The following is a 21,046-nucleotide window of genomic DNA, read 5'->3' as shown; positions in this document are numbered from 1 at the left end:
ATTCATGACGCAATATGAGAGGCGACAATGACGTTTTTTCGTCACTACAGGGATTCTGGCAAAACGATCCTGGGCTCTAGGAATTTCTGACCCGACACTCCGTCATCCTCTTCAACGGTGGACTGAATCATCATCTCGATTGCGTCCTGACACAACTCTCTAAGGGGCGTAGAGATGACCATTGTCACGTAGCCGTCCAGCAACGCGGCACGGCTCTCGACGGTGATCTCGTTAACCACAAGTGCGACTTGTGGAGTCTCGTGCACTTCCCGCAGGGCGGCTATAGCGCCCTCCATGCCCCCGCCCGCAACGTAGATACCGCGCAGGTCGGGGTGCCGATGCAAAAGGTCTAGTGTTGCCTCATAGGTCACTTGCCGCGTCTCAAGGTTCACCAACGTATCAAGAACGGTAAACCCTCGATTGCTTTCACGCACAAATGACCGGTACCCGACCTCACGCAAGTCATGACCATGCCAGCGATTGCCTCCAACGAAAATTGCTAATTTCCCAGGGGAATGCACTGTTTTCGTGATCATCCAACCTGCAATTCGACCGACCTTCATATTGTTCAGGCCAATGTAGTGACGCCGAATACCCTGCGCGAAATCGTTTAGCATCGACACAACAGGAACGCCGTTCCCCTTCAAATCCTGGACAACGCGGTTCAAACGCGGATCATTGACCGCACCGCAAGCTATCGCGTTACAAGTCCGCCCCAGATCGGTGAGCAATTCAGAGAACTCTGCAGGTGATTGCGACGAAGAGTATCTGATATCGGCAGTAATCCGGTAATCATGACGCTCCGAAATAGCGCGCTCTATATGGCTGGCGTAGTCTTGGTAAAACTGCTGGCTCTTTTTCAGGAGCACAAATCCGAACCGCAATTCGGGGGCAGGATTGTCCAGCTTGCCTTGGAATATGCCCTTGCCGTGATATCCGACCCGATGCGCTGCATCTGCGATCTTGCGCATTGTTTCGTCGCTCACGATGGACCGGCCGTTCAGCGCACGATCCACTGTCGTGGGACTTACCCCCGCCGCCAATGCTACATCTTTGATCGTCGGGCGTCGTGCCATTGCGTCCTCATGACGAATTTACGTCATGAGGATGTAAGGCGTGATCGTCCTCGAAGTCCAGCAAGTTTGCTGGGATTCCGTGTCGAAGTGGCTCAGCCTCGCATGTGATGGAAGTCTGGATCATAGGGGCTAGGGGCGATCACTTTGACGCCGACAGACTCGCCGCACAGGTCCAGCTCCAATTCGTTTCCGATCTCGGCTTGATCCGGATCGACGAAAGCATAGGCAAGGTTCTTACCAATACGATGCCCCCAGTCGCCGGATGAAATAGTCCCTATGACTTTTCCATTCTGCATCAGTGATCCCCCGCCAAGCGCGGGCGTGCGAGTGGAGTCCACCTCGAGCGACACCAGCTTTTTCTTCGGGCCGTTCGCGTGGCGTTTCTCCAGAGCCTCTTTCCCGATGAATGCTGGCTTCTCAAATTTCACGAACCGATCGAGCGACGTTTCAAACGGATCAAATTCGGTGAGCAGATCAGCTTTCCAATGCATGAACCCTTTCTCCATGCGCATCGAGTCAACTGCGCGTGCACCGAACAAGGCAAGGTTATACGCCTTTCCGGCCTCCTGAAGTGCCAACCATGCCGCATAGAGCGAGGCGTTGGGAATATGTATCTCATAGGCTAGCTCACCCGAGAAGCTGACCCCCATCACTATGGCCGGTGCAAAGCCGATAAAGCATTCGCGCACGCTGAGCCAAGGGAACGCCGCCTTCGACCAATCCCCCCGCGAACAGGCCGACAGAACGGCGCGGGCATTTGGGCCAGCCAGAACTAGAATGGTGTGGTCATTTGTCAGGCTTTGGATTTGGACATCTTCTTCAGGCTGAACATGTTTCGTGAGCCAGTCCATGTCGTGGAATTCGCTGGCTGCGGCAGAGCCGTACCAGACCCGCGCCGGGCCACGATCAGAGGCAGGCAGATTGGCAATTGTCGCTTCGCCTTTGACCATGCCGAAGTCATTCAACAAATACCCCAATCCGACGCGGCCGTCGCGCTTGGTCACTGCACCACAGAACATCCGGTCAAGGAAGCTGTGGCGGTCGGCGCCCGTAATTTCAAATCTGTTGAAGCCGTTCACTTCGCACAGGCCGACATTCGTCTCAACGTTTTTCACTTCGGCTGCTATCAAATCGAACGTCTCATCGAAATCAAACCCGAGTGTGGGATGGAAGTCCGGCGTCGGTTTGAAATAGTCGACACGCTCCCAGCCGTTCACAACCGTGAACTCGGCCCCAGCCGCCGCAAGGATCGGCGTCAACGGGGTTGTTTTCGCCGGACGGCCTGCGGGACGATGCTCATGAGGGAAATGGAAGCGGAATTCGTTTTGATAGTCTTCGATTGCTTTCAACGAGGTCAGTTCAACATTGGTATGTCCAGTGAAGCGACGCGGGTCGATGCACCAAGTGTCGTAACATGCTTCCCCATGGACGATCTGCTGCGCCAAAAGCCAGCCGTGCCCCCCACCCTCGCCAAGACCCGCGCGCAGGCCGATGATGCAGAACGCGTTGCGCTTTCCGGGAATTGGACCAACCAGCGGCGCGCCGTCGATCGTGTAGGTGATCGGACCATTCACCACGGTATGAATGCCAACCTCCATCAGTGCAGGCATGCGTTCGAACGCGCCTTCGAGCACGTTCGTCACACGGTCTAGATCGTCGGGGCAAAGGGCGTTCACAAAGTTCGGGTCGATCCCGTCCATGCCCCATGGCCGGCAGTCCTGCTCGTAGAAGCCAAGCAAGAGCCCGTTCTTTTCCTGACGACAGTAATAATCCGAGATTGGGCAGCGCAGCAAAGGCATCCGGTGACCGGCATCCTTGATGGCAGGGATATCTTCGGTGAGGAAATACTGATGCTCCATAGACGCGACAGGGTGATGAACGCCCATCATTGCACCTACTTCGTTCACACGGTAGCCGCCCGCGTTGACGACGATATCGCAATCAATATCACCATGTTCTGTGTGAACCGTCCAAGTGTCGTCCTTGTGCTGCGTCAAAGCGGTCACAGGGGTGTTGCGATATACCTCTGCCCCAGCGTTACGCGCACGACGGGCAAGCGCTTGGCACAGCTGCGCGGGGTCAATATCGCCATCCAGCGGATCCCATAGGCCCCCGATCATGTTATCGGTCGAAATCAGGGGATGGCGCCGCGCGCATTCTTCTGCGTCGATTACTTCGAAATGCACATCCATGCCGCGGGCCATCGAGGTGAAGTGGCGATAGCCCTGCATCTGTGCCTCGGTATTGGCGAGCCTGATCCCCCCATCCCCATGGTGGTAGTTGATCGGATATTCAGGATCCTCGGCCAATTCTTTGTACAGATTGATGGAGTGGGTTTTGAGCCCGACCATCGTTTGGTTCATGCCGAAATTCGTGACCTGTGCTGCGGAATGCCATGTCGTGCCGGAGGTCAGCTCATTGCGTTCCATCAAGACAACATCGCTCCAGCCCTCTTGGGTCAGATGATAAAGTGTCGAACATCCTGCGATGCCACCACCAATGACGACAACTCTGGTTCTGGATTTCATGACGCGGCTCCTGGTTGCGAATACAGCCAGAATTGCAAATGCACCTTGCTTTGAAAAATAGTTTAATGAGAGGTATTACATCTGAAATTCAGAGGTTTCACTGTGTCCCTATCCTTACGTGCAATTCGCTATCTTCAGGCCGCCTTGCAACACGGAAGCATCACTGCGGCAGCCGAAGCGATGCATGTCGCCCCTTCCGCAATTGCGTCTGCTCTTAACCAAGCCGAAGAGACCTTCGGCATGGCGCTGGTCACACGTGCTCGCGCGAAAGGCATATTTCCGACATTGGCCGGGCGTGATGTGCAGAGGCGTATCGAAGACCTGTTGGAGCGTTATGACGCCTTGATCACTGACTTGTCGGACTTGCAAACTGGGTTCTCCGGCACCTTGGCGATTGGGTTCAACGCACCGATTGCGCCTGCGTTTCTCCCAGAGATCTGCGCACCGCTCCTTGCCGCTCACCCCGATGTGACAGTGTCATTGATCGAAGGGGATAACACATCTGTTCAACAAGGACTTCTAGAAGGCCGTTTTGACGTAATCCTCTTTGTCGCCGAGTTGCCCAATCCGCAGATTGCGACACAGCCCCTAATTTTTGCGCCGACATATTGCCTGTGCCCGGCAGGTCACGAACTCGCCAAGGGCGAGTCCGTCTCCGTTGCCCAAATTGCCCGAGAACCGCTCATCATCTTGGACCGCCCAGCGGCGCGTGGATATTACATGGATCTGTTAGAACAAAGTGGCGAAGAGTTTCGCATCGTGGCCACGGCTAACTCTACCGAGATGGTGCGCTCACTGGTTGCTTCCGGAATTGGGGTATCGCTGCTGAACATGCGTCCGCGCGAAGTGCCGCCATACGCTGGGCGCGAAATCAGCTGTTTACCTGTGTCAGGCTCATCATCCGGCGTGACACTATCTCTGGGGTTTGCGCCGGGGCCAAAGCGGCAGTTGGTCCAGATGTTTGTAGATAGATGCACAGATTTCTGCGACGGGCCCGAGGGAGCGAAGCTGATTGTGGCCAGTAATGCTTAGCCGAAACCGCTGCGCCCGATCTTCAACGGGCGCGATACTGACCAGATGTCACAGACCGCGTGGTTCGGTTGCATTGTCGAAATCTAGGCCAGTTCTGGATTAAGTCGTATGTTTCAAGCCGCCTCGTCGAACAAGTCTGCGACTAGCGCAATTTCGTTGCGAACTCCGGTTTGATTGTTCTGAAAATGGCTATTCTTGATCGCCCTGAGTGTCTCTATTCCCTTCAACGTGTTCTTCGCCGCAGCCCGACTTCGGAAGCCTCGTTTGGGCTTCAGTAGTTGCTTCAAAGCGCCATGGTCGCCTTCAATACGATTGTTTAAATGCTTGCGATCGACATGTCGGATCGCGTCTTCTGACCCGCAGTATCGCTTCACTTCTTTGATCACTTTGGCGTAGCTATGCGTCTGGTCCGTGATGACGGTCATTGGATGATAACATCGAACAGTTTCACTTGCTTGACGCATGAATGCTCTCGCTGCTTTGGCATCTCGCCGCGCTATCAGGCGGAACTCAATCAGCTGACCAGGTTGATCAACAGCACGCCACAGGTAGCACCAGCGCCCATTCACCCGCACATATGTTTCGTCCACATGCCATTATAAACCTCGCCAACTACGATGCTGGCCATAGGCCGTTTTCCGAGTTTCAGGGCCAAACTTCTGGACCCAGCCGGAATTTGTGGCCGCATCAACCGAAATCCCACGCTCAGCCAGAAAGTCACGTACATCGCGGTAGGAAAGTGGATATCGACAGTACCAACGGACAGCTAGGAGGAGGATATTCTTGGGTAATCGGTGGTGCTTGAACGGGTATAATCAGGCTGACTGAAAGTTAATGCAACAGAACCCACATAACAGACCTCTGCGCGGGCTCGGCAGGGAGCTGCTATCGGGCCAGACCGGACAGTCGCGTTATTTTCCGACGCTGCAGCGCGGGTTTCGCATTGTGGTCATTTGTGGATGGCACAGGATTGAACCTAATCGACTTTGTCTCCTAAAGTTCTCAGATGTTACGATTTATTTTGAGAGTTCTGGTAGGTCCACCTATCGGCCGAAAGCCAAACCCTACAAAAAACCGGTTAGCGAGACGTTTACGTACAAGGCCGGACGCAGCATCACCGCTCCTTCCACGCAGCCGAAAACGCTGCAGTCCGGAACGGCAGGAAGGGACAAGGCGTTCGATGCGGCGACCGCTCATCCAGTTGCGCGGTCGCGCGTGCTGGTTGGGCCAGCTCATGTTACAGACGGTGATACTATTACGATCCAAAAGACCCAAGTACGCCTTTTCGGGATAGACGCCCCGGAGCTGCATCATCCCTACGGAAAGAAAGCTAAGTGGGCCATGGTGCGTTTGTGTAAGGGCCACCACATACGCGCAGAAATCACTGAAGAAGACGAATATGGCCGCACGGTTGCAAAGTGCTTTCTGCCCGATGGCCGTGACCTCTCCGAAGAACTTGTTAAACAAGGGCTGGCTATCGACTGGCCAAAATTCTCCGGAGGCAAATACAGCCATCTTGAGGTGACAGGCATCCGCAAGAAACTCTGGCTTGCCGACGCACGCCAAAAGGGCCGTGTGCATGTTTGGGAAAGGTTTGACGCGCGACAGAAAGCCGAAGGTAAGGGACGTTGAAGAAGGGCCCTGACCGACTGGATTTCGGTTGGTAACGGGCCATTCAGGCCAAGCCTCTTTTAAAACCTTCTAGGCAATCCGCCCACCAACCCGCCAAGCGCACCCTTTCCTCCCAATGCGCGCCTCTCACAAACGCACGGCGCACTTCGTTTTTTTAACATGGGCCAAATCGCGCTCGATAGCATCCGGGTTCCATAGGCCGCTTTCATTGGCCAACGTCGAGAATGACGCGCGAAAACCGTGGGCAGTCATTTCATCACCTGAATACCCCATGCGACGTAGGGCAGAGCATAAGTCGGGTCTGTTTCTGCAATCCCACTCGCCACAGCGTAGCTAAAGATCGAACCGATACGGGCGCGCAGGCAGTGCGCGGTTTCATAATTACCCTTAGCTTCTACCTTGCGCAGGGTTTTAAGGATCATGGGCGCGGTGATTTCGGTTACAGGCTTGCGGCCAAAATCACGGTTAGCAAATTTAAGGTGATATTCTGTCTTGGAAAGCGTAGCCACCGACCTCCCCTCTTTTGCGTTGCTTGGCCAGAAACGCCGCGCCAATCTTCTCGAAAGTTTGGCCCTTGGCCTCAAGCCGCAACCGCTTTTCTTCTTGTTTAGCTTCGCTTGGGTCCTGCCCATCCGCCAAGAGCGCCTTAGCGATGTCTCGGGCTTGTCGCGCTTTGGCCAGCGTCACCGCTGGATAATTCCCGAACACCAACAGGCGCTCTTTACCATCAATCCGGTACTTGAACCGCCACGGCTTCGCTCCACTGACCTTCACCAAAATGAACAGCCCCTCAAAGTCACTCACCCTGTAGGCCTTATCACCCGATTTCAGGTTTCGAATCTTTATATCGCTTAGGGGCACGGTGGGGGTACGCAGTTTTTCCAGTTTTCATTGTACCCCCAAATACACCCCCATTCAGAAGCTACGCTGCTGGACGTCAAAAAACAGTGATAGACAAACGATCTCGATAAACCCCTTATGAACAAGGCTCAAACGGATGTCATCGGACAAATCTGGATATTGAAATGGTGCCCCACACGGACCCACATTCTGATGTTATCATATTGATAATATTTGATTTAAAATAGTATCATATGTGGAATACCCCCATTCATACCCCCAAAACCATCTGAGTGAAGTGAATTAGGTGATCCACAGCGGATATCTGAGGCTGGAACGTAGTAGCCCGATTGCACGAAGTCGTCATCTTAAAATCATTGCAATGTCCGTAACACGGCCCTTACCGGCCATTGACCTTGTGTCGCGTCGCCGAGATGCAGCTTCCCCCGAAGCGGTCATTGATCGATCGCGCAACATTTTTGGTGGAGCCGATGACTGCAATGCGGGACAAAGCTGCCGTTCACTGCCAATTAATGGACAGTGGAATTTCTGTGCATTGCCGACTTTCCCAATGGATAGCGTAGGCACCCATCATTCCTATTGGCCTCGAACTGGATACAGCGGGGTGTCTGTCCGTTCCTCCACATGCGATCAAGCCAAAGTGGCCAACGCCGCACTGCCCGTTTCACTGTAATACTCGCCTACAACTTGGAATGGACGAAAATTCCGCGTGCCAAAAACTCGAATGAACGCAGCGAAACTGGAAAAGGTACCACGCATGGTCGTAGCTTTCGCTTTGGCCAACAAAATGGCCAGACGGCTTTGGGCAATGATGGCCAAGGAACGAGATTACGAAATTCAGGTCGCCGCATAACTGCGCGGCCAGGATACCGGCAGGACTGAAAGGACGAAGATAAGTTACGGAACACGACGATCATGAGATCGGCAGCGGAAAACCAGGATAAGATTGTGGCCGTAGAGCCCGTTACTCTGATTTGGACCCGCGTCGCGTATCTCCATAAGGGCCCGCCGCCAGTGTCGCGGCACTCCAGAGGCCGGACACATGACTGCACCTGATCAGGAGTTCCAAGACTTAAAATTCGTTCTCAGTATCCCGGGAATCCACACATGATCGACCTTCACACTAACTCTTAAAGCCGCTCGTCCGAAAAGTTCTGACGGTACTTTGGGAGGACCAATCAGACGAGGAAGCTGCTGAAGGTCAAAGGACGAGACAAAGCGAAATCGCGCAGTCTGGCGTATTCCAGATCAGAGTTGGATTCTGCGAAACGACTGCAAACCGCACGGTGAAAAAGGCTGCAACTCAATTGCGCGAAATCATGTGCCAAAATCGTTGGATCCTCAGCTTGAGCAACTGATGCCCGCGCTTTACGCCAAAGCTCACGAAGTTCCAATACAGTTGCGTTATCGGTCAGCTCTTCGATCAGCGCATCAAAGGCATCCGCCCCTGCTCCACCTTTGAGGCGAAGGCCCCGGGTTGCCACAGCAAGTTCATGGATGCCATTCGCCCCCTCGTAAATTGCGGTGATCCGCGCGTCAGCCCAAGTCTGCGCAAGGCCGTATTCAGTCAAATATCCATATCCCCCAAGGATCTGGATGCCGAGATTGGAAGAGGTGATACCAGCTTCTGTACAGAAAACCTTGCACAGCGGAGTCAGAAATTCGACCAGTTCCGGTCGTTTCCCATTTAGCAATTCGACCAGCGCCACATGCGCCATTCCGCGTGCGCCAATTTCAAGCGTTCGTTGTTCGTCAAGCATGCGACGCACGTCGGCATGGTCTGTCAGTACCGCCTCTGATCCGTCTGGCCGTCGTCCTTGTTTGCGCTCACTCGCATATGCTTTAGCGATGCGATACGCGTGTCCGGCAAGAGCGACGCCTTGCAAGCTCACGTCTAAGCGCGCGTGGTTCATCAGAACGAACATCGCAGCCAGCCCGGCTCCCTCTTCGCCGATCAGCTCAGCTGGGCAGCCGTCAAATGCCATTTGGCAGGTTGGCGACGCGTGAAGGCCCATCTTTTCTTCAATCCGTGTAATCGTGATGGCCGTTCCAGCCATATTCTTACTTGTAAGGAACAGGGACAACCCTTTGACGCCGTCCTCTTTTGTGCCAGTCCGTGCAAGGACCAGATGTAGGATGTCATCGCTCAGGTCTTGGTCGCCGCCAGAGATGAATATCTTTTCTCCATCAATGATCCATCCGTTTTCATTGCGCGTGGCCTTGGTGCGGATGCGCGATAGATCGGACCCCGCCCCAGGCTCGGTCAAGCACATCGTCGAGAGCGCCTCACCTGCAGCTAGTTTCGGAATCCATTCTGATTGCTGTGCTTCATTGCCAAACTTTCGCAGGGTCGAAATCGCTCCAGGCACAAGATTACAAACCATCTGCATTGACAGGTTTGCACCCGAAAATATTTCCGAGACGGCCGCCGCAACAAGTGCGTTTTGTCCCATTCCGCCATAATTTTCGGGTGCGGTCAGACCTTGCCACCCCATTTCAGTCAATTGTTCGAAAGCATCCTTAAAACCATCCGGCATACGCACACGCCCGTTTTCCAACTTGCACCCTTGGCTGTGTCCAGTTGCGTTCAATGGCGCAATTGCACCCTCAGCAAAGGCCCCGAAATGAGCCGCAATCTCGGCAGCCAGATCGCCGTCCCAAACCGAAATCCTGTTTGCACCTGCGATGGTCTCCAGCGAAAACAGGATGTCGTCTACGGGCGCTGTAAAACTGGTCATGTCTGCTGTCCTAAAAGGTAACGCCCAACAGGCGCATGGCATTTTCTTTTAAAATGAGTGGGCGAACTTCGTCTCGGAAATCTGCCTGATCGAATGCATCCAGCCACTTTTCTGGAGCGATCATCGGCCAGTCCGACCCGAAGAGCATTTTGTGCTTCAACATCCGGTTCGCGTATTGGACAAGGATCTTAGGGAAGTATTTCGGCGACCAGCCCGACAGGTCGATATAGACATTCGGCTTATGCTGCGCGACCGACAGCGCCTCTTCCTGCCAAGGGAAGGACGGATGCGCGAGGATGATCGGCATATCGGGGAAGTCCACGGCCAGATCATCCATATACATCGGGTTGGAGTACTTGAGCCGCATTCCGTTACCGCCGGGCATGCCTGACCCGACACCAGTCTGACCTGTGTGGAACAGTGCAGGTTTTCCAGATTCCGCGATGGCCTCATAAAGCACGTAGGCGGACCGATCGTTTGGGTAGAATCCTTGCATTGTGGGGTGGAACTTGAACCCCTGAACGCCGTGGTTTTCTACTAAATCACGGGCTTCGCGTGCACCAAGCTTGCCTTTGGCCGGATCAATCGAGGCGAAGGGGATCAGGATGTCATCGTTTTTGGCGCAGGCGTCGGCGACCTCATAGTTGTCATAGCGTCGGTACCCCGTTTCACGTTCTGAATCGACGGGAAAGATCACCGCCGCGATATTCGTTTCCCGATAGTGCGCGGCGGTTTCGTCAATGGTTGGCGGATGTTGCCAAGGAGCGCCAAAATATTTGGCCATCGTGCTTTGCAGCTCGTCATAGCCGTCATCCGCATGACACCCGCAGGCCTCTTCTGCGTGAGTGTGAAAATCGATCGCTCGAACTTTTGCAAAATCTACCATGGCGTCCTCTTCATACCCGGATCAATGCCGGGTCTTCGTTGTCATATAACCGCTCGAGCAAATCAGCCCGACGTGTCATGATTTTACGCGGGTTGAGCGAGCCTTTGTCTGTAATCTCTCCGTCCTTCAGTGAAGGAGGCTCGGCCAGAATGATAGCCCGTGAAATCCGTTTGGCGGACCCCGATGCAGCCTTTGCCATTTCAGCCAAGCGGGTGTCGATTTGGCTTTGCAGTACGGGATCAATGACCGCGCCTTCTGATGTGTTATTGCCATGCACTTGGTCCGGAAGGGGGAAGACAAACAGCCCGATGGCGTCGCGATCATGCCCGCAGATCATCACGTCTTGGACCAAGCCGCGCAGCGCATCCAGAGCATCCAGCCGAAGCTTACCCGCCTGCACCCATGTGCCCGTCAGGAGCTTAAAATCCTCGGAAACGCGCCCATCAAAGGCCAGCCCCATGTTTGGCTCCTCCGGATTAACGAAACGCACAGCGTCGCCCGTAACCAGATAGCCCCCATCATCGAATGCCTCGGCGGATTTGACTGGATCGTCGTAGTAGCCCGTCATGACGTTGGGGCCTTGGACCCGCAATTCACAACGCATTTCATCATCTGGGGACAGTTTGACTTTGGTCGCAGGCAACGGAACTCCGATCACGCCGGAACGGCCGATAGGTTCATGAACCATGAGGGTAGCGGGGGCCGTCTCGGTCATACCCCAGCTGGAAATCATCAACGGGAGGCGGCCACGCACTTCGATCGCCATTTCCTCTAACCGGGTCCAGACATCTTGCGGCAGAGAAGCCCCCGCATAAAAAATCAAGTCCAGATCGCGGAAATAGGCGTCGCGTAGCTTGGTATTGGTCTCCATCTCGTGGACCAACATGGAAAATCCAACCGGCACGTTGAACGCCAGTGTGCCGGGCCGTTCGATAATGTTTCGAACGGTGCGATCGAAATACTTTTTCGTCGGCTTTCCGTCATCCACGACAAGCGTGCCGCCATTCGCGAGCATCATGTTCACATTATGCGATCCACCGAAAACATGGTTCCACGGCAGCCAATCGCAGATGCGCGGCGCGCGTTCTGCAAGAAATGGCAAAACTGCAGACATCTGAGCCTGGTTCGCACACATCATCCGCTGCGTCGTCAGAACCCCCTTTGGGTCAGACGACGAGCCGGACGTGAAGAGGATCTTGGCTACGGTATCAGGGCCAGTCGTTGCCAAAAGCGCATCGGCATCTTGGCTTGCGTCGCCTTCCACAAGGCTGGCAAAGGACGTCACAGGCCCCGGCGCGCCCTCGGTCTTGGTCGCAACAATTTCCACATCCTCCAACTGAGGCAGTGACAAAGCAGAGGCAAAGAGCCCAGCATCATCCGTATAGGCCATTGCCGGGCGCACCTTATCCAACACATAGATCAGTCGACCGTGCGCTTCGGTTATCAGCGAATACTGCTCGGCCAGTGGAACCGTCGGCACACCTGCATATTGCGCACCGAAAGAAAGCAGAGCGTGATTGACCGAATTTCCGGACAAGATCACGATCGGCGTGTCCTGACCCATGTTGCGCCCGCCCAACGAGCCCGCGATGCCGCGCACCGCTTCGAGCGCTTGCTTGAATGTAACCTCTCGCCAGCCGGTCGCAGTCCGCTCGGCCAGAAAGACGTTGTCGGGCGTTGTTTCGGCCCAGTGATGAAGCCAGTCCGCAGTCCGGTCAACGACGTCCCCCAATGGGATCTTTGACGACATGACCAGATCTCTGCCTACGCGCTCCATACTCACGTCGTGGGGCACCAGGTTGAGGCCGGTCTGCTTATCAATCATTGTTCTTTCTCCAAATCCGATATTGGGCTCTTGGTCGCCCGCGCCAGAAGATCGTGAAGCGTCGCGATCTCTTCTAGGTCTAAGCCGCTGAAAAGCACCGCTTCATGGTCTTGCACAGCCTTTTCGACTTTGTTCCAAAGGCGCCGACCTGCGGCCGTAACTGTAAGCGCATTGGTCCGACGGTCCCCTTTGACAGGCTTGCGCTTTAGCACCCCAGCGCGTTCAAGTTCATCCACCACAACGACCACGCCAGAGCGCTTGATATTCAAGACATCGGACAAGTCTGACTGGGAAATCCCCGGGTTCGAAATGACGACCGCAAGGGCGGAAAAAGTTCCGGTGCGCAGGCCAAACGGCTCGAGCGTTTTTGCCATGTCGTCTTGGATCAGCAGGTTGGCACGTTTCACCCTGTAGCCCACAAACTGACGCAAAAGCATATCGCTTGCCGGAGTTCCCGGCGCCTTGGGTGCAGTCGCACTAATTTTCGAAAGCGGCATTTGCTTTTCCTAATTCATCACAAGGTCGACCAGCCAATAGCTCAGCGCCGGAAAGCTAACTAGGATCGCGATACGGCAGAACTCGGCCAAAATGAACGGCACCGTGCCACGAAAAATCTGTTTCATCGGGATGTCTCTTGCCATCGCTGAGATCACGAACAAATTCATGCCCACGGGTGGGGTTATCAACCCCATCTCCACCACGACCAGCGCGATGATCCCGAACCACATGGCCTGTTGTTCTGGCAACAAGCCGAAATCTAGCGCCATGACCGTCGGGAAAAAGACCGGAACCGTCAGCAGTATCATCGACAAGCTGTCCATCAGGCACCCCATCACGAGGTAGAACACAACGATGGCCAGCAAAATCAGCATGGGCGCGATGTCAGACGCGGCAAAATACTGCGCCACGTCTAGCGGCATCCGGCTAAGGGCGAGGGCAACGTTAAACAGGTCTGCACCAAAAACGATGGCAAAGATCATCGCGCTGGTGCCTGCCGTATCAATGAGGCTGTCCAGAACCGAGCGCAGGGTTAGCCCGCCCTTCAGCGATCCCAGAACAAGCGTTAGTACAACACCTACAGAGGCGCCTTGGGCAGGTGTAAACAAGCCACCGTAAATGCCGCCAAGAACGACACCAAAGATAACCAGAACGTGCCAGATTTCACCGATTGCACGGATACGCTCAGCGAAGTTGGACCGCTCACTCGTTGGCCCCTCTTCCGGGAACAGGCGCACGTAGATCGAGATGGCAATCATGAAGCCGACAACGGCTAAGATACCGGGAACAGTCGCGGCAAGGAAAAGTTTGACGATGTTTTGTTCCGTCAGCAGAGCAAAGATGATGAGAACGATTGACGGCGGAATCAGTATGCCCAACGTCCCGCCGGCGGCAAGTGAACCCGCCGACAAGGCGCCTGAGAACCCGTGTTTGCGCATCTCAGGCATGGCCACCCGCGTCATCGTCGAAGCCGTGGCAAGCGAAGACCCGGAAATTGAACCAAACAGCGCGCAACCTGCGACCGCAGCCATGGCAAGTCCGCCCCGCATATGGCCAATCCAAGCGCGTGCGGCGTTGAAAATGGATGCCGAAATTCCAGATCTCGTCGCCAGATGGCCCATCAAAATGAACAGAGGAATGACGGCGAAGTCGTATGACATGAACTTATCCACCCACGCGGTGCTCAAATAGAATTTCAAGCTCGCGAAAGAACTGAGTTGGATGTAGCCAACGACGCCCGCCAGAGCCATCGCCAGCGCGATCGGCATCCTCATAAAGATGAGGACAAACAGCCCGACGATAAGAACAATTGAGAAGACGAACGGATCCATCAGGCACCTACTTTTCTGGCAAGACGCGGCATTAGGACAGACAAGCTTTGAACAACCGCGACGAAAGCGGACAGTCCGGCTCCAAATACGGCTGGTACATAGGCCCACCAAACCGGAACGCGAAGCAACATCGTACGGTCGCCATATCCGTGCACCTCCCAAAGACCGTGAAAGAGTTGCCAACAGACAAAGGCCCACCCGATTGCAAAGAGCAGGGTCCAAATTGCATCCATGGTTTGGTTCACCCGGACTGGCAACCAACCGGTAAATACGTCAACCAGGACGTGCCCTTTGGTGAGCTGGCAAAGCGGAAGGAATAGCGATGCACTAGTTGCGCATGCCAACTCCACCAATTCAAATTCGCCGCGCATCGCACCGAAGCCCAGCAGGCTTTTTATGATGGAAAAGGTGACAAAGAAGGCCGCGCCAAAGATGACCAATCCACCGACAGCAGCGCTGGAAACGCAAATTCGGTGCAAAAGAGTGTTCAGAGGGGCACGAGGCCCCTCTGTTGAGTCTGTAAGTATCTCAGACATTTTTTAGCCTGCGTCGAGCAAATCGTTGGCGCGAGCCATGATCGCTGCGCCATCTAGGCCTTTGTCATTCAGCTTGCCGATCCAAGCTTCATGAACTGGCGATGCCGCTTCTACCCAGATTGCGATTTCTTCGGCCGGGATGGTTTCGATCGTATTGCCCTGCTTTTCGACAACGCCACGGCCATATGCTTCAAAGCCGTCGAACTGCGCACCAATACGGCGGGACAGATCAATGCCTGATGCAGCGTCGATCACACCGCGTAAGTCGTCGGACATGCCTTCGTATTTCGCTTCGTTCATCAAAAGCGAGAAGGTGTTGGCATAAAGGCCACGTGCGCCTTCTGCTGGTTCGGAGGTGAAGGAAGTCAGTTCCTGAAGTTTGAACGCCGGCACAACTTCGTACGGCAGGCAACAGCCATCGATGACTCCGCTAGACAAGCCGGAGACCATTTCAGTAACCGGGAAGAAGACGACCTCGGCACCAAAACCGGCAAGCATATCGCCTGTTGCCTGGTTCGGCGCACGCAGCTTCAATCCTTGCAAATCAGCAGCGCTCAGCACTGGAGCGTCGCGTGTGTGCAGCTTGCCGCCATCATGCGTATGGAACGCCAAAGGCTTCATGCCTCGGTAATCGTCCGCTCCGAATTCATCCATCAGCGTGTGCAATGCCACGGATGTCTTTTCGGCATTTGTCACCATGAATGGGTTCGACATGGTTTCCGCTACGGGGAAGCGATCTGGCGTATAGACCGGCAGTGTCCACGCGATGTCGCAAATGCCGTTGCGCACCTGATCAGCGAGCTGTGGCGGTCTTCCGCCAAGCTGCATCGCTGGGAAAATTTGAACTTCGATCGCGCCCTCAGACGCTTCTGCAAGTTCGGCAGCCCATACTTCGAAGAAGCGCGAATGCATAGGAGCGACAGGTGGCAGGAAATGGTGCAGGCGAAGCGTTACTTCTGCCGCGCTTGCGCGCGAAACCAGAGCAGGCGTCGCGAGCGCTGCGCCCATTGAGGCAAGTGCCGTACGGCGGGTCATATTGGTCATTTGGTTTCCTCCCTTAAATGACGGTGTCGTTTTCTTGTTTCTTGGACTTAACGAAAGACAGGTTTGCGTTTTTCGAGAAATGCCTTGAGCCCCTCTTCGGCGTCCGCACTGGTCTGAGAGACCGCTGCAGCAAGGCTTTCGGTAAACAGACCGTCGCTGCGCGACATGTCTGAAATGCGACTGATCGCTTGGATCATCATGTAGTTGGACAAAGACGCGTTGTGGGCGATACCCTTGGCCAATTCACGAGCCTTAACGAGTGCCTCGCCTTCGCCAACGGCGTAATGGGTTAGGCCCATCGCGAGCCCCTCTTCGGTGCCGAATTTGCGGCCCGTCAGCATCATCTCGCACATCCGGTCCGCGCCCAAGATGCGGCCAACCCGAACCGTCGCGCCACCGCCAACAAAGATGCCGCGGCGCCCTTCGGGCAGCTGAAAGATGCAAGACGGTTCTGCGATACGCACGTGTGTCGAAGCAGCAAGCTCTAGCCCGCCACCAATAACGGCCCCAAACATCGCAGACACGACCGGAAGACCAGACATCTGGATCACATCCATGACCCGGTGCCAGTTACGCGAATGGCGCATGGTGCCTTCTGCGTCGCGCGCGACGTGTTCCGACAAATCCAAACCAGAACAGTAATGACCAGCCGTACCCGTCAGGATCACAACACGTACGCCCTTGGGCGGCTTTAAGAAGAATGCATCAATCGCATCAAGAAGCTCATCGCACATCGCGTTTCTCTTTGCGGGCCGATTCATCGTCAGCGTCGCAACAGGCCCATCGATCTCAACGAGCAACACGGCGTCTTTGGCTTTGGACTTGGTCACAAAATCTTCCTTATTTAATGGGCATGCGCGCGGCAGCATCAAGACGGATCACTGTTCCGTTCAGCATTGGGTTCTCAACAATGCTTTGCGCAAGCTGCGCGTACTCATCGGCGTCGCCCATTCGGGATGGGTATGGGACGGCCTTGAGGATCTCGGCGCGAATATCATCTGGGAGGCCGGCGCTCATGGAGGTCTCAAAAAGACCGGGCGCGATTGCCATGACACGAATGCCAAAGCGCGCAAGCTCCCGAGCGGCGGGAAGAGTCATCGAAACGATACCGCCCTTGGACGCAGAGTAGGCGGCTTGACCAATCTGTCCGTCTTCGAATGCTACGGATGCGGTATTGATGATTACGCCACGCGCATTGTCGGCGCCGGTCGGGTCAGTAGCAGCCATTGCCCGCGCGGCGATATTCATAACGGTATACGTACCCAAAAGGTTGACACGAAGGGCTTGCTCAAAACTGTCGATGGTCAGGCTACCGTCGCGCGGCAAAATACGGGCAGCAGTGCCGATGCCCGCACAATTGACAACAACACGCGGGGTGCCCTGCGCGGCCTCTATATCTCTAAACACAGTCTCAACAGCAGCGCTGTCGGATACGTCGACTGAATGGGCAGAGCCACCAACTTCGGCTGCGACGTTTTGCGCGGCTGCTTCACTTAGGTCGAGACACGCAACCACAGCGCCGGCCTTGGCAAATCGGCGCGCGGTAGCAGCGCCTAAGCCGCTTCCTGCACCTGTAATAGCAACTGACATGTTCTGTAGAATCATTCGCTCTCTCCCTGTGGAAAATAGATACACCAGACAATAGTTCAGTCAATGAACATTTATTATGCTATAAAATCAACGCAGTGCATTGGCTTTTGAAATTAAATGAAGAATGCGGCCGCTCTCGGCCATTAGTGAGAAGCCAATGCCACTGCTGCGTCGGACAGCGCGATGCGAAACAAGCCCACGAGGGCAGATGAGTTTTCCTCTGACCGGGCCATGATCCCAACCGCGCCTTCCGTAGACCGCATGTCGATGTCCAACGCCACAAGTCGCCCCGCATCCAAGTCATCCGCCACAACCCCTCGCGAGATAAACCAGACCGGTTGCAACGCACCCAAGGTCATCGCCCGTCCCAACGCACCCGAAACGCATTCGATCCTATCGCTGAACAAAGCCATACCCCGCGACAGCATCAACTGCGCCAAGAGCGGCCGTATAGCGGCAGCGTCAGGGGGATAGATGATCAGGTCTTCTTCAATCTGTTCAAGACGCGTCGCATCACGTCTGGGATGATCTGGCGCGACGACCGCGACCACACTCTCGGAATAAAGCGCGGTGAACGAAAGGCCTCGCATCGACTCGGCGTTGCCCAACCGACCTACAACAAGGTCGAGCTCTCCATTGCGCAGACAATCGGTCAGGAACCCGTGTGAGCCCTCATCCACATCCAGGATCGTATCTGGGGAAACACGACGGAACGCTTCAATTGCCTTTGGCAAGACCTGCGCTGCAACGCTGGGCAGCACTCCAATTTTCAGAACATGCCCGCCTGCTTCGCTTAGGGACGCAATACTATTGATCCCTTGGCGCAGAGCGGCGGTGCTTTGTTCGGCGTATTGTAGGAAAACCTTGCCTTCAGGTGTCAGCCGCACACCGGACCGGTCCCGCGTCATCAAGCTGACACCCAAGATCTCCTCAAGGTCGCGCAGGGTTTTCGAGATGGCGGGCTGGGTCAGGTTCAGCTGCTCTGCAGCACGTTTCAAGCGCCTGGCCCGTACAATCACCACAAAGGCTTCGAGGTGGCGAAACTTGATCCTACGATCCATTTGATATTACTTTAAGCAACTATAGAGGCCAATATGTCAATTTACTTTCCTATTTTATGTATCAGAATACCCCCAGAGGAAAGATTCCATTGAATGCGGGGGATTCATGAAAACGCAGGTTGCGATTATTGGTGGTGGTCCGTCGGGGCTCTTACTTTCTCAACTTCTGTATACTCGTGGCATTGAGAGCATCGTCCTAGAGCGAAAGACCAAAGACTACGTACTTGGCCGCATCCGCGCAGGTGTCTTGGAGCAAGGGATGGTCAGCCTCATGGAAGAGGCCGGCTGCGCAGACAGATTGCATGAGGAATGCTTTGTCCATGACGGAACCTTTGTAGCCTACGGGGAAAAGATGTTTCGTATCGACTTCAAGGAGCTCACAGGCACGCCCGTCATTGTCTACGGTCAAACCGAAGTCACCCGCGACCTCTATGAGGCCCGCGAAAAGGCAGATGGGAAGATCGAATTCAACGTCGAAGATGTGGTGATTAACAACGCCGACACTGACGCGCCCTATGTAACCTACACCGTGGATGGCCTAGAGCGCCGGATCGATTGCGACTTTGTCGCCGGATGCGACGGCTTTCACGGGGTCAGCCGCAGAACCATTCCGGCGGACGTGCTGCGCGAATACGAAAAAGTATATCCATTTGGCTGGCTTGGCATCTTAAGCGAAACGCCCCCAGTCAATCATGAGCTGATCTACTCCAATTCTGAGCGCGGGTTTGCGCTTGCCTCGATGCGCAATGAAAACCTGTGCCGCTATTACATTCAGTGTTCGCTGGCTGACACCGAAGAAGATTGGTCCGACGAAGCGTTCTGGGATGAGTTCAAGAAACGCATTCCTGCCCATCAAGCCGAAAAACTGATCACCGGGCCGAGCATCGAGAAGTCCATCGCACCACTTCGGTCATTTGTGACCGAGCCGATGCGTTGGGGCCGACTGTTCCTTTGCGGGGACGCCGCGCACATTGTGCCGCCCACGGGCGCCAAAGGTCTGAACACTGCTGCTTCCGATGTACATTACCTCTACAATGGCTTGCGCGATTATTACGAAAACGGCAGTTCAGAAGGCATCGACAGCTATTCCGAAAAGGCGCTTGCGCGTGTGTGGAAAGCGGAACGCTTTAGCTGGTGGTTCTCATCTTTGATGCATCGATATCCGGATCAGACGGAATTCGACCTCAAGATGCAGGTCGCCGAATTGGAATACCTAAGTAGCAATAAAGCCGCACAACAAGCCATGGCAGAAAACTACGTCGGATTGCCCTACTGATGGAGAAACAGATGACAGACCGATACGATACGGGCATGAAAACGCGCCGTCAGGTTTTGGGCGACGCCCATGTGGATCGCGCAGAGGCCAACAAAGTCGACTTTGATACTCCCTTCCAATCTATGATCACTGAAGGTGCTTGGGGCACGCTTTGGTCCGACGAAACGATCCCGCATCGCGAGCGTTCGATGCTGACGTTAGCCCTGCTGGCGGCAACCGGAAATTTCGAAGAAATCCCCATGCACATCCGGGCCACACAGAATACAGGCGCGAAACCACAAGACGTGCTGCAAGCCTTTATGCACGTCGCTGTCTACGCCGGCGTCCCCGCTGCAAACCACGCAATTAAACTTGCCAAGCAAACATATGCCGAATTGGGAGTAGAGATATGAGCCTAATAGCCCCGCCAAAGGCAGGTGGCTTTGTGCCACGTGACCGCGATTGGCAGCCTGACGCGCTGACCCCGTGGTACAAGACCAGCGTCAAACGCAGCCCCCAGTCGGCCCTGCTGTCCTTTCCAACGACCCTTTCGGAAGAGACCTCTCCGGTCTTCGGGCACAACATGCTGGGCGAGTTGGATAACGACCTACTGTTGAACTATGCCAAGCCCGGCGAAAGCGCGATCGGTCCCCGCATCATTGTACACGGGCGGGTGCTAGACGAAAACGGTCGCGGCGTCTCGAACGCGTTGGTTGAGTTCTGGCAGGCCAACGCCGGCGGGCGCTATCGCCACAAAAAGGAAAGCTACCAAGCGGCGCTTGATCCCAACTTTGGCGGTTGCGGTCGCACGATCACAGCCGAAGACGGATCCTACGAATTTCGCACGATTCAACCCGGTCCCTACCCTTGGCCAAACGGCATGAACGATTGGCGCCCTGCCCACATTCACTTCTCGATTTTCGGTCATGGATTTGCGCAACGTCTGATTACACAGATGTATTTCGAGGGCGACCCGCACATCCCACTGTGCCCGATCGTCGGCGTCCTGAAATCCCAAGAAGCCGTAGACGCGCTAACAGCGCCGCTGGACATGAACCGCACCGTCCCAATGGACAGCCGCGCCTTCAAATTCGACATTGTCCTGCGTGGGCAGCGTCAGACCTATTTTGAGAACCGAAAGGAGGGTTTGTAA

Annotated in this window: 20 protein-coding genes and 1 pseudogene; 6 read left to right on the top strand and 15 right to left on the bottom strand. The window is 55.0% G+C overall.

Annotated elements, in window-relative coordinates; translation table 11 throughout:
- Positions 1–44: 44 nt before the first annotated feature.
- Positions 45–1,076, bottom strand: coding sequence for a LacI family DNA-binding transcriptional regulator (locus BM352_RS09705; RefSeq protein WP_090216044.1), 1,032 nt, complete (start codon positions 1,074–1,076; stop codon positions 45–47).
- A gap of 92 nt (positions 1,077–1,168) precedes the next feature.
- A complete protein-coding gene (locus BM352_RS09700; protein WP_090216041.1) occupies positions 1,169–3,604 on the bottom strand; it encodes a GcvT family protein in 2,436 nt (811 codons plus the stop codon).
- 102 nt (positions 3,605–3,706) lie between these two features.
- Here BM352_RS09700 and BM352_RS09695 point away from each other — a divergent pair, with 102 nt between their 5' ends.
- The gene (locus BM352_RS09695; protein WP_090216037.1) at positions 3,707–4,636 is read left to right on the top strand and encodes a LysR family transcriptional regulator; all 930 of its coding nucleotides are present in this window, start codon (positions 3,707–3,709) and stop codon (positions 4,634–4,636) included.
- A gap of 113 nt (positions 4,637–4,749) precedes the next feature.
- On the opposite strand, the pseudogene BM352_RS09690 reads toward BM352_RS09695, so the two are convergent.
- Positions 4,750–5,415 (bottom strand): annotated as a pseudogene (locus BM352_RS09690) (IS6 family transposase).
- 55 nt (positions 5,416–5,470) lie between these two features.
- Here BM352_RS09690 and BM352_RS19150 point away from each other — a divergent pair.
- Positions 5,471–6,268, top strand: coding sequence for a thermonuclease family protein (locus tag BM352_RS19150; RefSeq protein WP_245780958.1), 798 nt, complete (start codon positions 5,471–5,473; stop codon positions 6,266–6,268).
- A 248-nt stretch (positions 6,269–6,516) separates the two neighbouring features.
- Here BM352_RS19150 and BM352_RS19145 read toward each other — a convergent pair whose 3' ends face one another.
- Both BM352_RS19145 and BM352_RS19140 read right to left on the bottom strand, forming a co-directional pair.
- A complete protein-coding gene (locus BM352_RS19145; RefSeq protein WP_425434521.1) occupies positions 6,517–6,777 on the bottom strand; it encodes a phage integrase central domain-containing protein in 261 nt (86 codons plus the stop codon).
- Positions 6,743–7,072: an Arm DNA-binding domain-containing protein gene (locus tag BM352_RS19140; RefSeq protein ID WP_245780956.1), complete on the bottom strand. Its 330-nt coding sequence runs from the start codon at positions 7,070–7,072 to the stop codon at positions 6,743–6,745. The genes BM352_RS19145 and BM352_RS19140 overlap by 35 nt, the downstream gene beginning before the upstream one ends.
- 781 nt (positions 7,073–7,853) lie before the next feature.
- Between BM352_RS19140 and BM352_RS19135 the strand changes: the two genes are divergently transcribed.
- Positions 7,854–7,982 (top strand): hypothetical protein, encoded by a 129-nt coding sequence (locus BM352_RS19135; protein ID WP_342713601.1) that lies wholly within the window; start codon positions 7,854–7,856, stop codon positions 7,980–7,982.
- A gap of 325 nt (positions 7,983–8,307) precedes the next feature.
- Here BM352_RS19135 and BM352_RS09675 read toward each other — a convergent pair whose 3' ends face one another.
- The 10 genes from BM352_RS09675 to pcaQ all read right to left on the bottom strand — a co-directional run bounded on the left by BM352_RS09675 (position 8,308) and on the right by pcaQ (position 18,638).
- Positions 8,308–9,867 (bottom strand): acyl-CoA dehydrogenase family protein, encoded by a 1,560-nt coding sequence (locus BM352_RS09675; RefSeq protein ID WP_090216034.1) that lies wholly within the window; start codon positions 9,865–9,867, stop codon positions 8,308–8,310.
- A gap of 10 nt (positions 9,868–9,877) precedes the next feature.
- Positions 9,878–10,753, bottom strand: coding sequence for an amidohydrolase family protein (locus BM352_RS09670; RefSeq protein WP_090216031.1), 876 nt, complete (start codon positions 10,751–10,753; stop codon positions 9,878–9,880).
- A 10-nt stretch (positions 10,754–10,763) separates the two neighbouring features.
- Entirely contained in the window at positions 10,764–12,578 is a 1,815-nt protein-coding gene (locus BM352_RS09665) for a feruloyl-CoA synthase (RefSeq protein WP_090216028.1), read from the bottom strand.
- On the bottom strand, positions 12,575–13,075 hold the full coding sequence (locus BM352_RS09660; protein ID WP_090216025.1) for a MarR family winged helix-turn-helix transcriptional regulator: 501 nt from the start codon (positions 13,073–13,075) through the stop codon (positions 12,575–12,577). The genes BM352_RS09665 and BM352_RS09660 overlap by 4 nt, the downstream gene beginning before the upstream one ends.
- 9 nt (positions 13,076–13,084) lie before the next feature.
- Positions 13,085–14,407 carry a TRAP transporter large permease gene (locus tag BM352_RS09655; protein WP_090216022.1) on the bottom strand — a complete coding sequence of 441 codons (1,323 nt, stop codon included), beginning with the start codon at positions 14,405–14,407 and terminating at the stop codon, positions 13,085–13,087.
- The gene (locus BM352_RS09650; RefSeq protein WP_090216020.1) at positions 14,407–14,943 is read right to left on the bottom strand and encodes a TRAP transporter small permease; all 537 of its coding nucleotides are present in this window, start codon (positions 14,941–14,943) and stop codon (positions 14,407–14,409) included. The genes BM352_RS09655 and BM352_RS09650 overlap by 1 nt, the downstream gene beginning before the upstream one ends.
- Before the next feature lie 3 nt (positions 14,944–14,946).
- On the bottom strand, positions 14,947–15,987 hold the full coding sequence (locus BM352_RS09645) for a TRAP transporter substrate-binding protein (RefSeq protein WP_245780955.1): 1,041 nt from the start codon (positions 15,985–15,987) through the stop codon (positions 14,947–14,949).
- Positions 15,988–16,034: 47 nt separating this feature from the next.
- On the bottom strand, positions 16,035–16,817 hold the full coding sequence (locus BM352_RS09640; protein ID WP_281245114.1) for a crotonase/enoyl-CoA hydratase family protein: 783 nt from the start codon (positions 16,815–16,817) through the stop codon (positions 16,035–16,037).
- Positions 16,818–16,827: 10 nt separating this feature from the next.
- Positions 16,828–17,592 carry an SDR family NAD(P)-dependent oxidoreductase gene (locus tag BM352_RS09635; protein ID WP_090216014.1) on the bottom strand — a complete coding sequence of 255 codons (765 nt, stop codon included), beginning with the start codon at positions 17,590–17,592 and terminating at the stop codon, positions 16,828–16,830.
- Between the two features lie 128 nt (positions 17,593–17,720).
- Entirely contained in the window at positions 17,721–18,638 is a 918-nt protein-coding gene (pcaQ, locus tag BM352_RS09630) for a pca operon transcription factor PcaQ (protein ID WP_090216011.1), read from the bottom strand.
- Between the two features lie 106 nt (positions 18,639–18,744).
- On the opposite strand from pcaQ, the gene pobA reads away from it, so the two are divergent.
- Genes pobA through pcaH form a run of 3 tightly spaced genes read left to right on the top strand, consistent with a single transcriptional unit; the run spans position 18,745 to position 21,046 of the window.
- Complete coding sequence (gene pobA / locus BM352_RS09625) at positions 18,745–19,914, top strand: 4-hydroxybenzoate 3-monooxygenase (RefSeq protein ID WP_090216009.1); 1,170 nt, start codon at positions 18,745–18,747, stop codon at positions 19,912–19,914.
- 11 nt (positions 19,915–19,925) lie between these two features.
- On the top strand, positions 19,926–20,306 hold the full coding sequence (gene pcaC, locus BM352_RS09620) for a 4-carboxymuconolactone decarboxylase (protein WP_090216006.1): 381 nt from the start codon (positions 19,926–19,928) through the stop codon (positions 20,304–20,306).
- Positions 20,303–21,046: a protocatechuate 3,4-dioxygenase subunit beta gene (pcaH, locus tag BM352_RS09615; protein ID WP_090216003.1), complete on the top strand. Its 744-nt coding sequence runs from the start codon at positions 20,303–20,305 to the stop codon at positions 21,044–21,046. The genes pcaC and pcaH overlap by 4 nt, the downstream gene beginning before the upstream one ends.

It is taken from the genome of Litoreibacter janthinus, assembly GCF_900111945.1.
GTDB lineage: Bacteria > Pseudomonadota > Alphaproteobacteria > Rhodobacterales > Rhodobacteraceae > Litoreibacter > Litoreibacter janthinus.
The sequence above is the reverse complement of the archived record's forward strand: the minus strand, read 5'-3'. Positions and strand labels throughout refer to the sequence as shown.

What these genes read in the sequence shown, in the direction of transcription:
- BM352_RS09705 (WP_090216044.1), bottom strand. Translation starts at nt 1,076, where the DNA reads ATGGCACGACGCCCGACGATCAAAGATGTAGCATTGGCGGCGGGGGTA.
- BM352_RS09700 (WP_090216041.1), bottom strand. Translation starts at nt 3,604, where the DNA reads ATGAAATCCAGAACCAGAGTTGTCGTCATTGGTGGTGGCATCGCAGGA.
- BM352_RS19150 (WP_245780958.1), top strand. Translation starts at nt 5,471, where the DNA reads ATGCAACAGAACCCACATAACAGACCTCTGCGCGGGCTCGGCAGGGAG.
- BM352_RS19135 (WP_342713601.1), top strand. Translation starts at nt 7,854, where the DNA reads ATGAACGCAGCGAAACTGGAAAAGGTACCACGCATGGTCGTAGCTTTC.
- BM352_RS09675 (WP_090216034.1), bottom strand. Translation starts at nt 9,867, where the DNA reads ATGACCAGTTTTACAGCGCCCGTAGACGACATCCTGTTTTCGCTGGAG.
- BM352_RS09670 (WP_090216031.1), bottom strand. Translation starts at nt 10,753, where the DNA reads ATGGTAGATTTTGCAAAAGTTCGAGCGATCGATTTTCACACTCACGCA.
- BM352_RS09665 (WP_090216028.1), bottom strand. Translation starts at nt 12,578, where the DNA reads ATGATTGATAAGCAGACCGGCCTCAACCTGGTGCCCCACGACGTGAGT.
- BM352_RS09660 (WP_090216025.1), bottom strand. Translation starts at nt 13,075, where the DNA reads ATGCCGCTTTCGAAAATTAGTGCGACTGCACCCAAGGCGCCGGGAACT.
- BM352_RS09655 (WP_090216022.1), bottom strand. Translation starts at nt 14,407, where the DNA reads ATGGATCCGTTCGTCTTCTCAATTGTTCTTATCGTCGGGCTGTTTGTC.
- BM352_RS09650 (WP_090216020.1), bottom strand. Translation starts at nt 14,943, where the DNA reads ATGTCTGAGATACTTACAGACTCAACAGAGGGGCCTCGTGCCCCTCTG.
- BM352_RS09645 (WP_245780955.1), bottom strand. Translation starts at nt 15,987, where the DNA reads ATGACCAATATGACCCGCCGTACGGCACTTGCCTCAATGGGCGCAGCG.
- BM352_RS09635 (WP_090216014.1), bottom strand. Translation starts at nt 17,592, where the DNA reads ATGATTCTACAGAACATGTCAGTTGCTATTACAGGTGCAGGAAGCGGC.
- pcaQ (WP_090216011.1), bottom strand. Translation starts at nt 18,638, where the DNA reads ATGGATCGTAGGATCAAGTTTCGCCACCTCGAAGCCTTTGTGGTGATT.
- pobA (WP_090216009.1), top strand. Translation starts at nt 18,745, where the DNA reads ATGAAAACGCAGGTTGCGATTATTGGTGGTGGTCCGTCGGGGCTCTTA.
- pcaC (WP_090216006.1), top strand. Translation starts at nt 19,926, where the DNA reads ATGACAGACCGATACGATACGGGCATGAAAACGCGCCGTCAGGTTTTG.
- pcaH (WP_090216003.1), top strand. Translation starts at nt 20,303, where the DNA reads ATGAGCCTAATAGCCCCGCCAAAGGCAGGTGGCTTTGTGCCACGTGAC.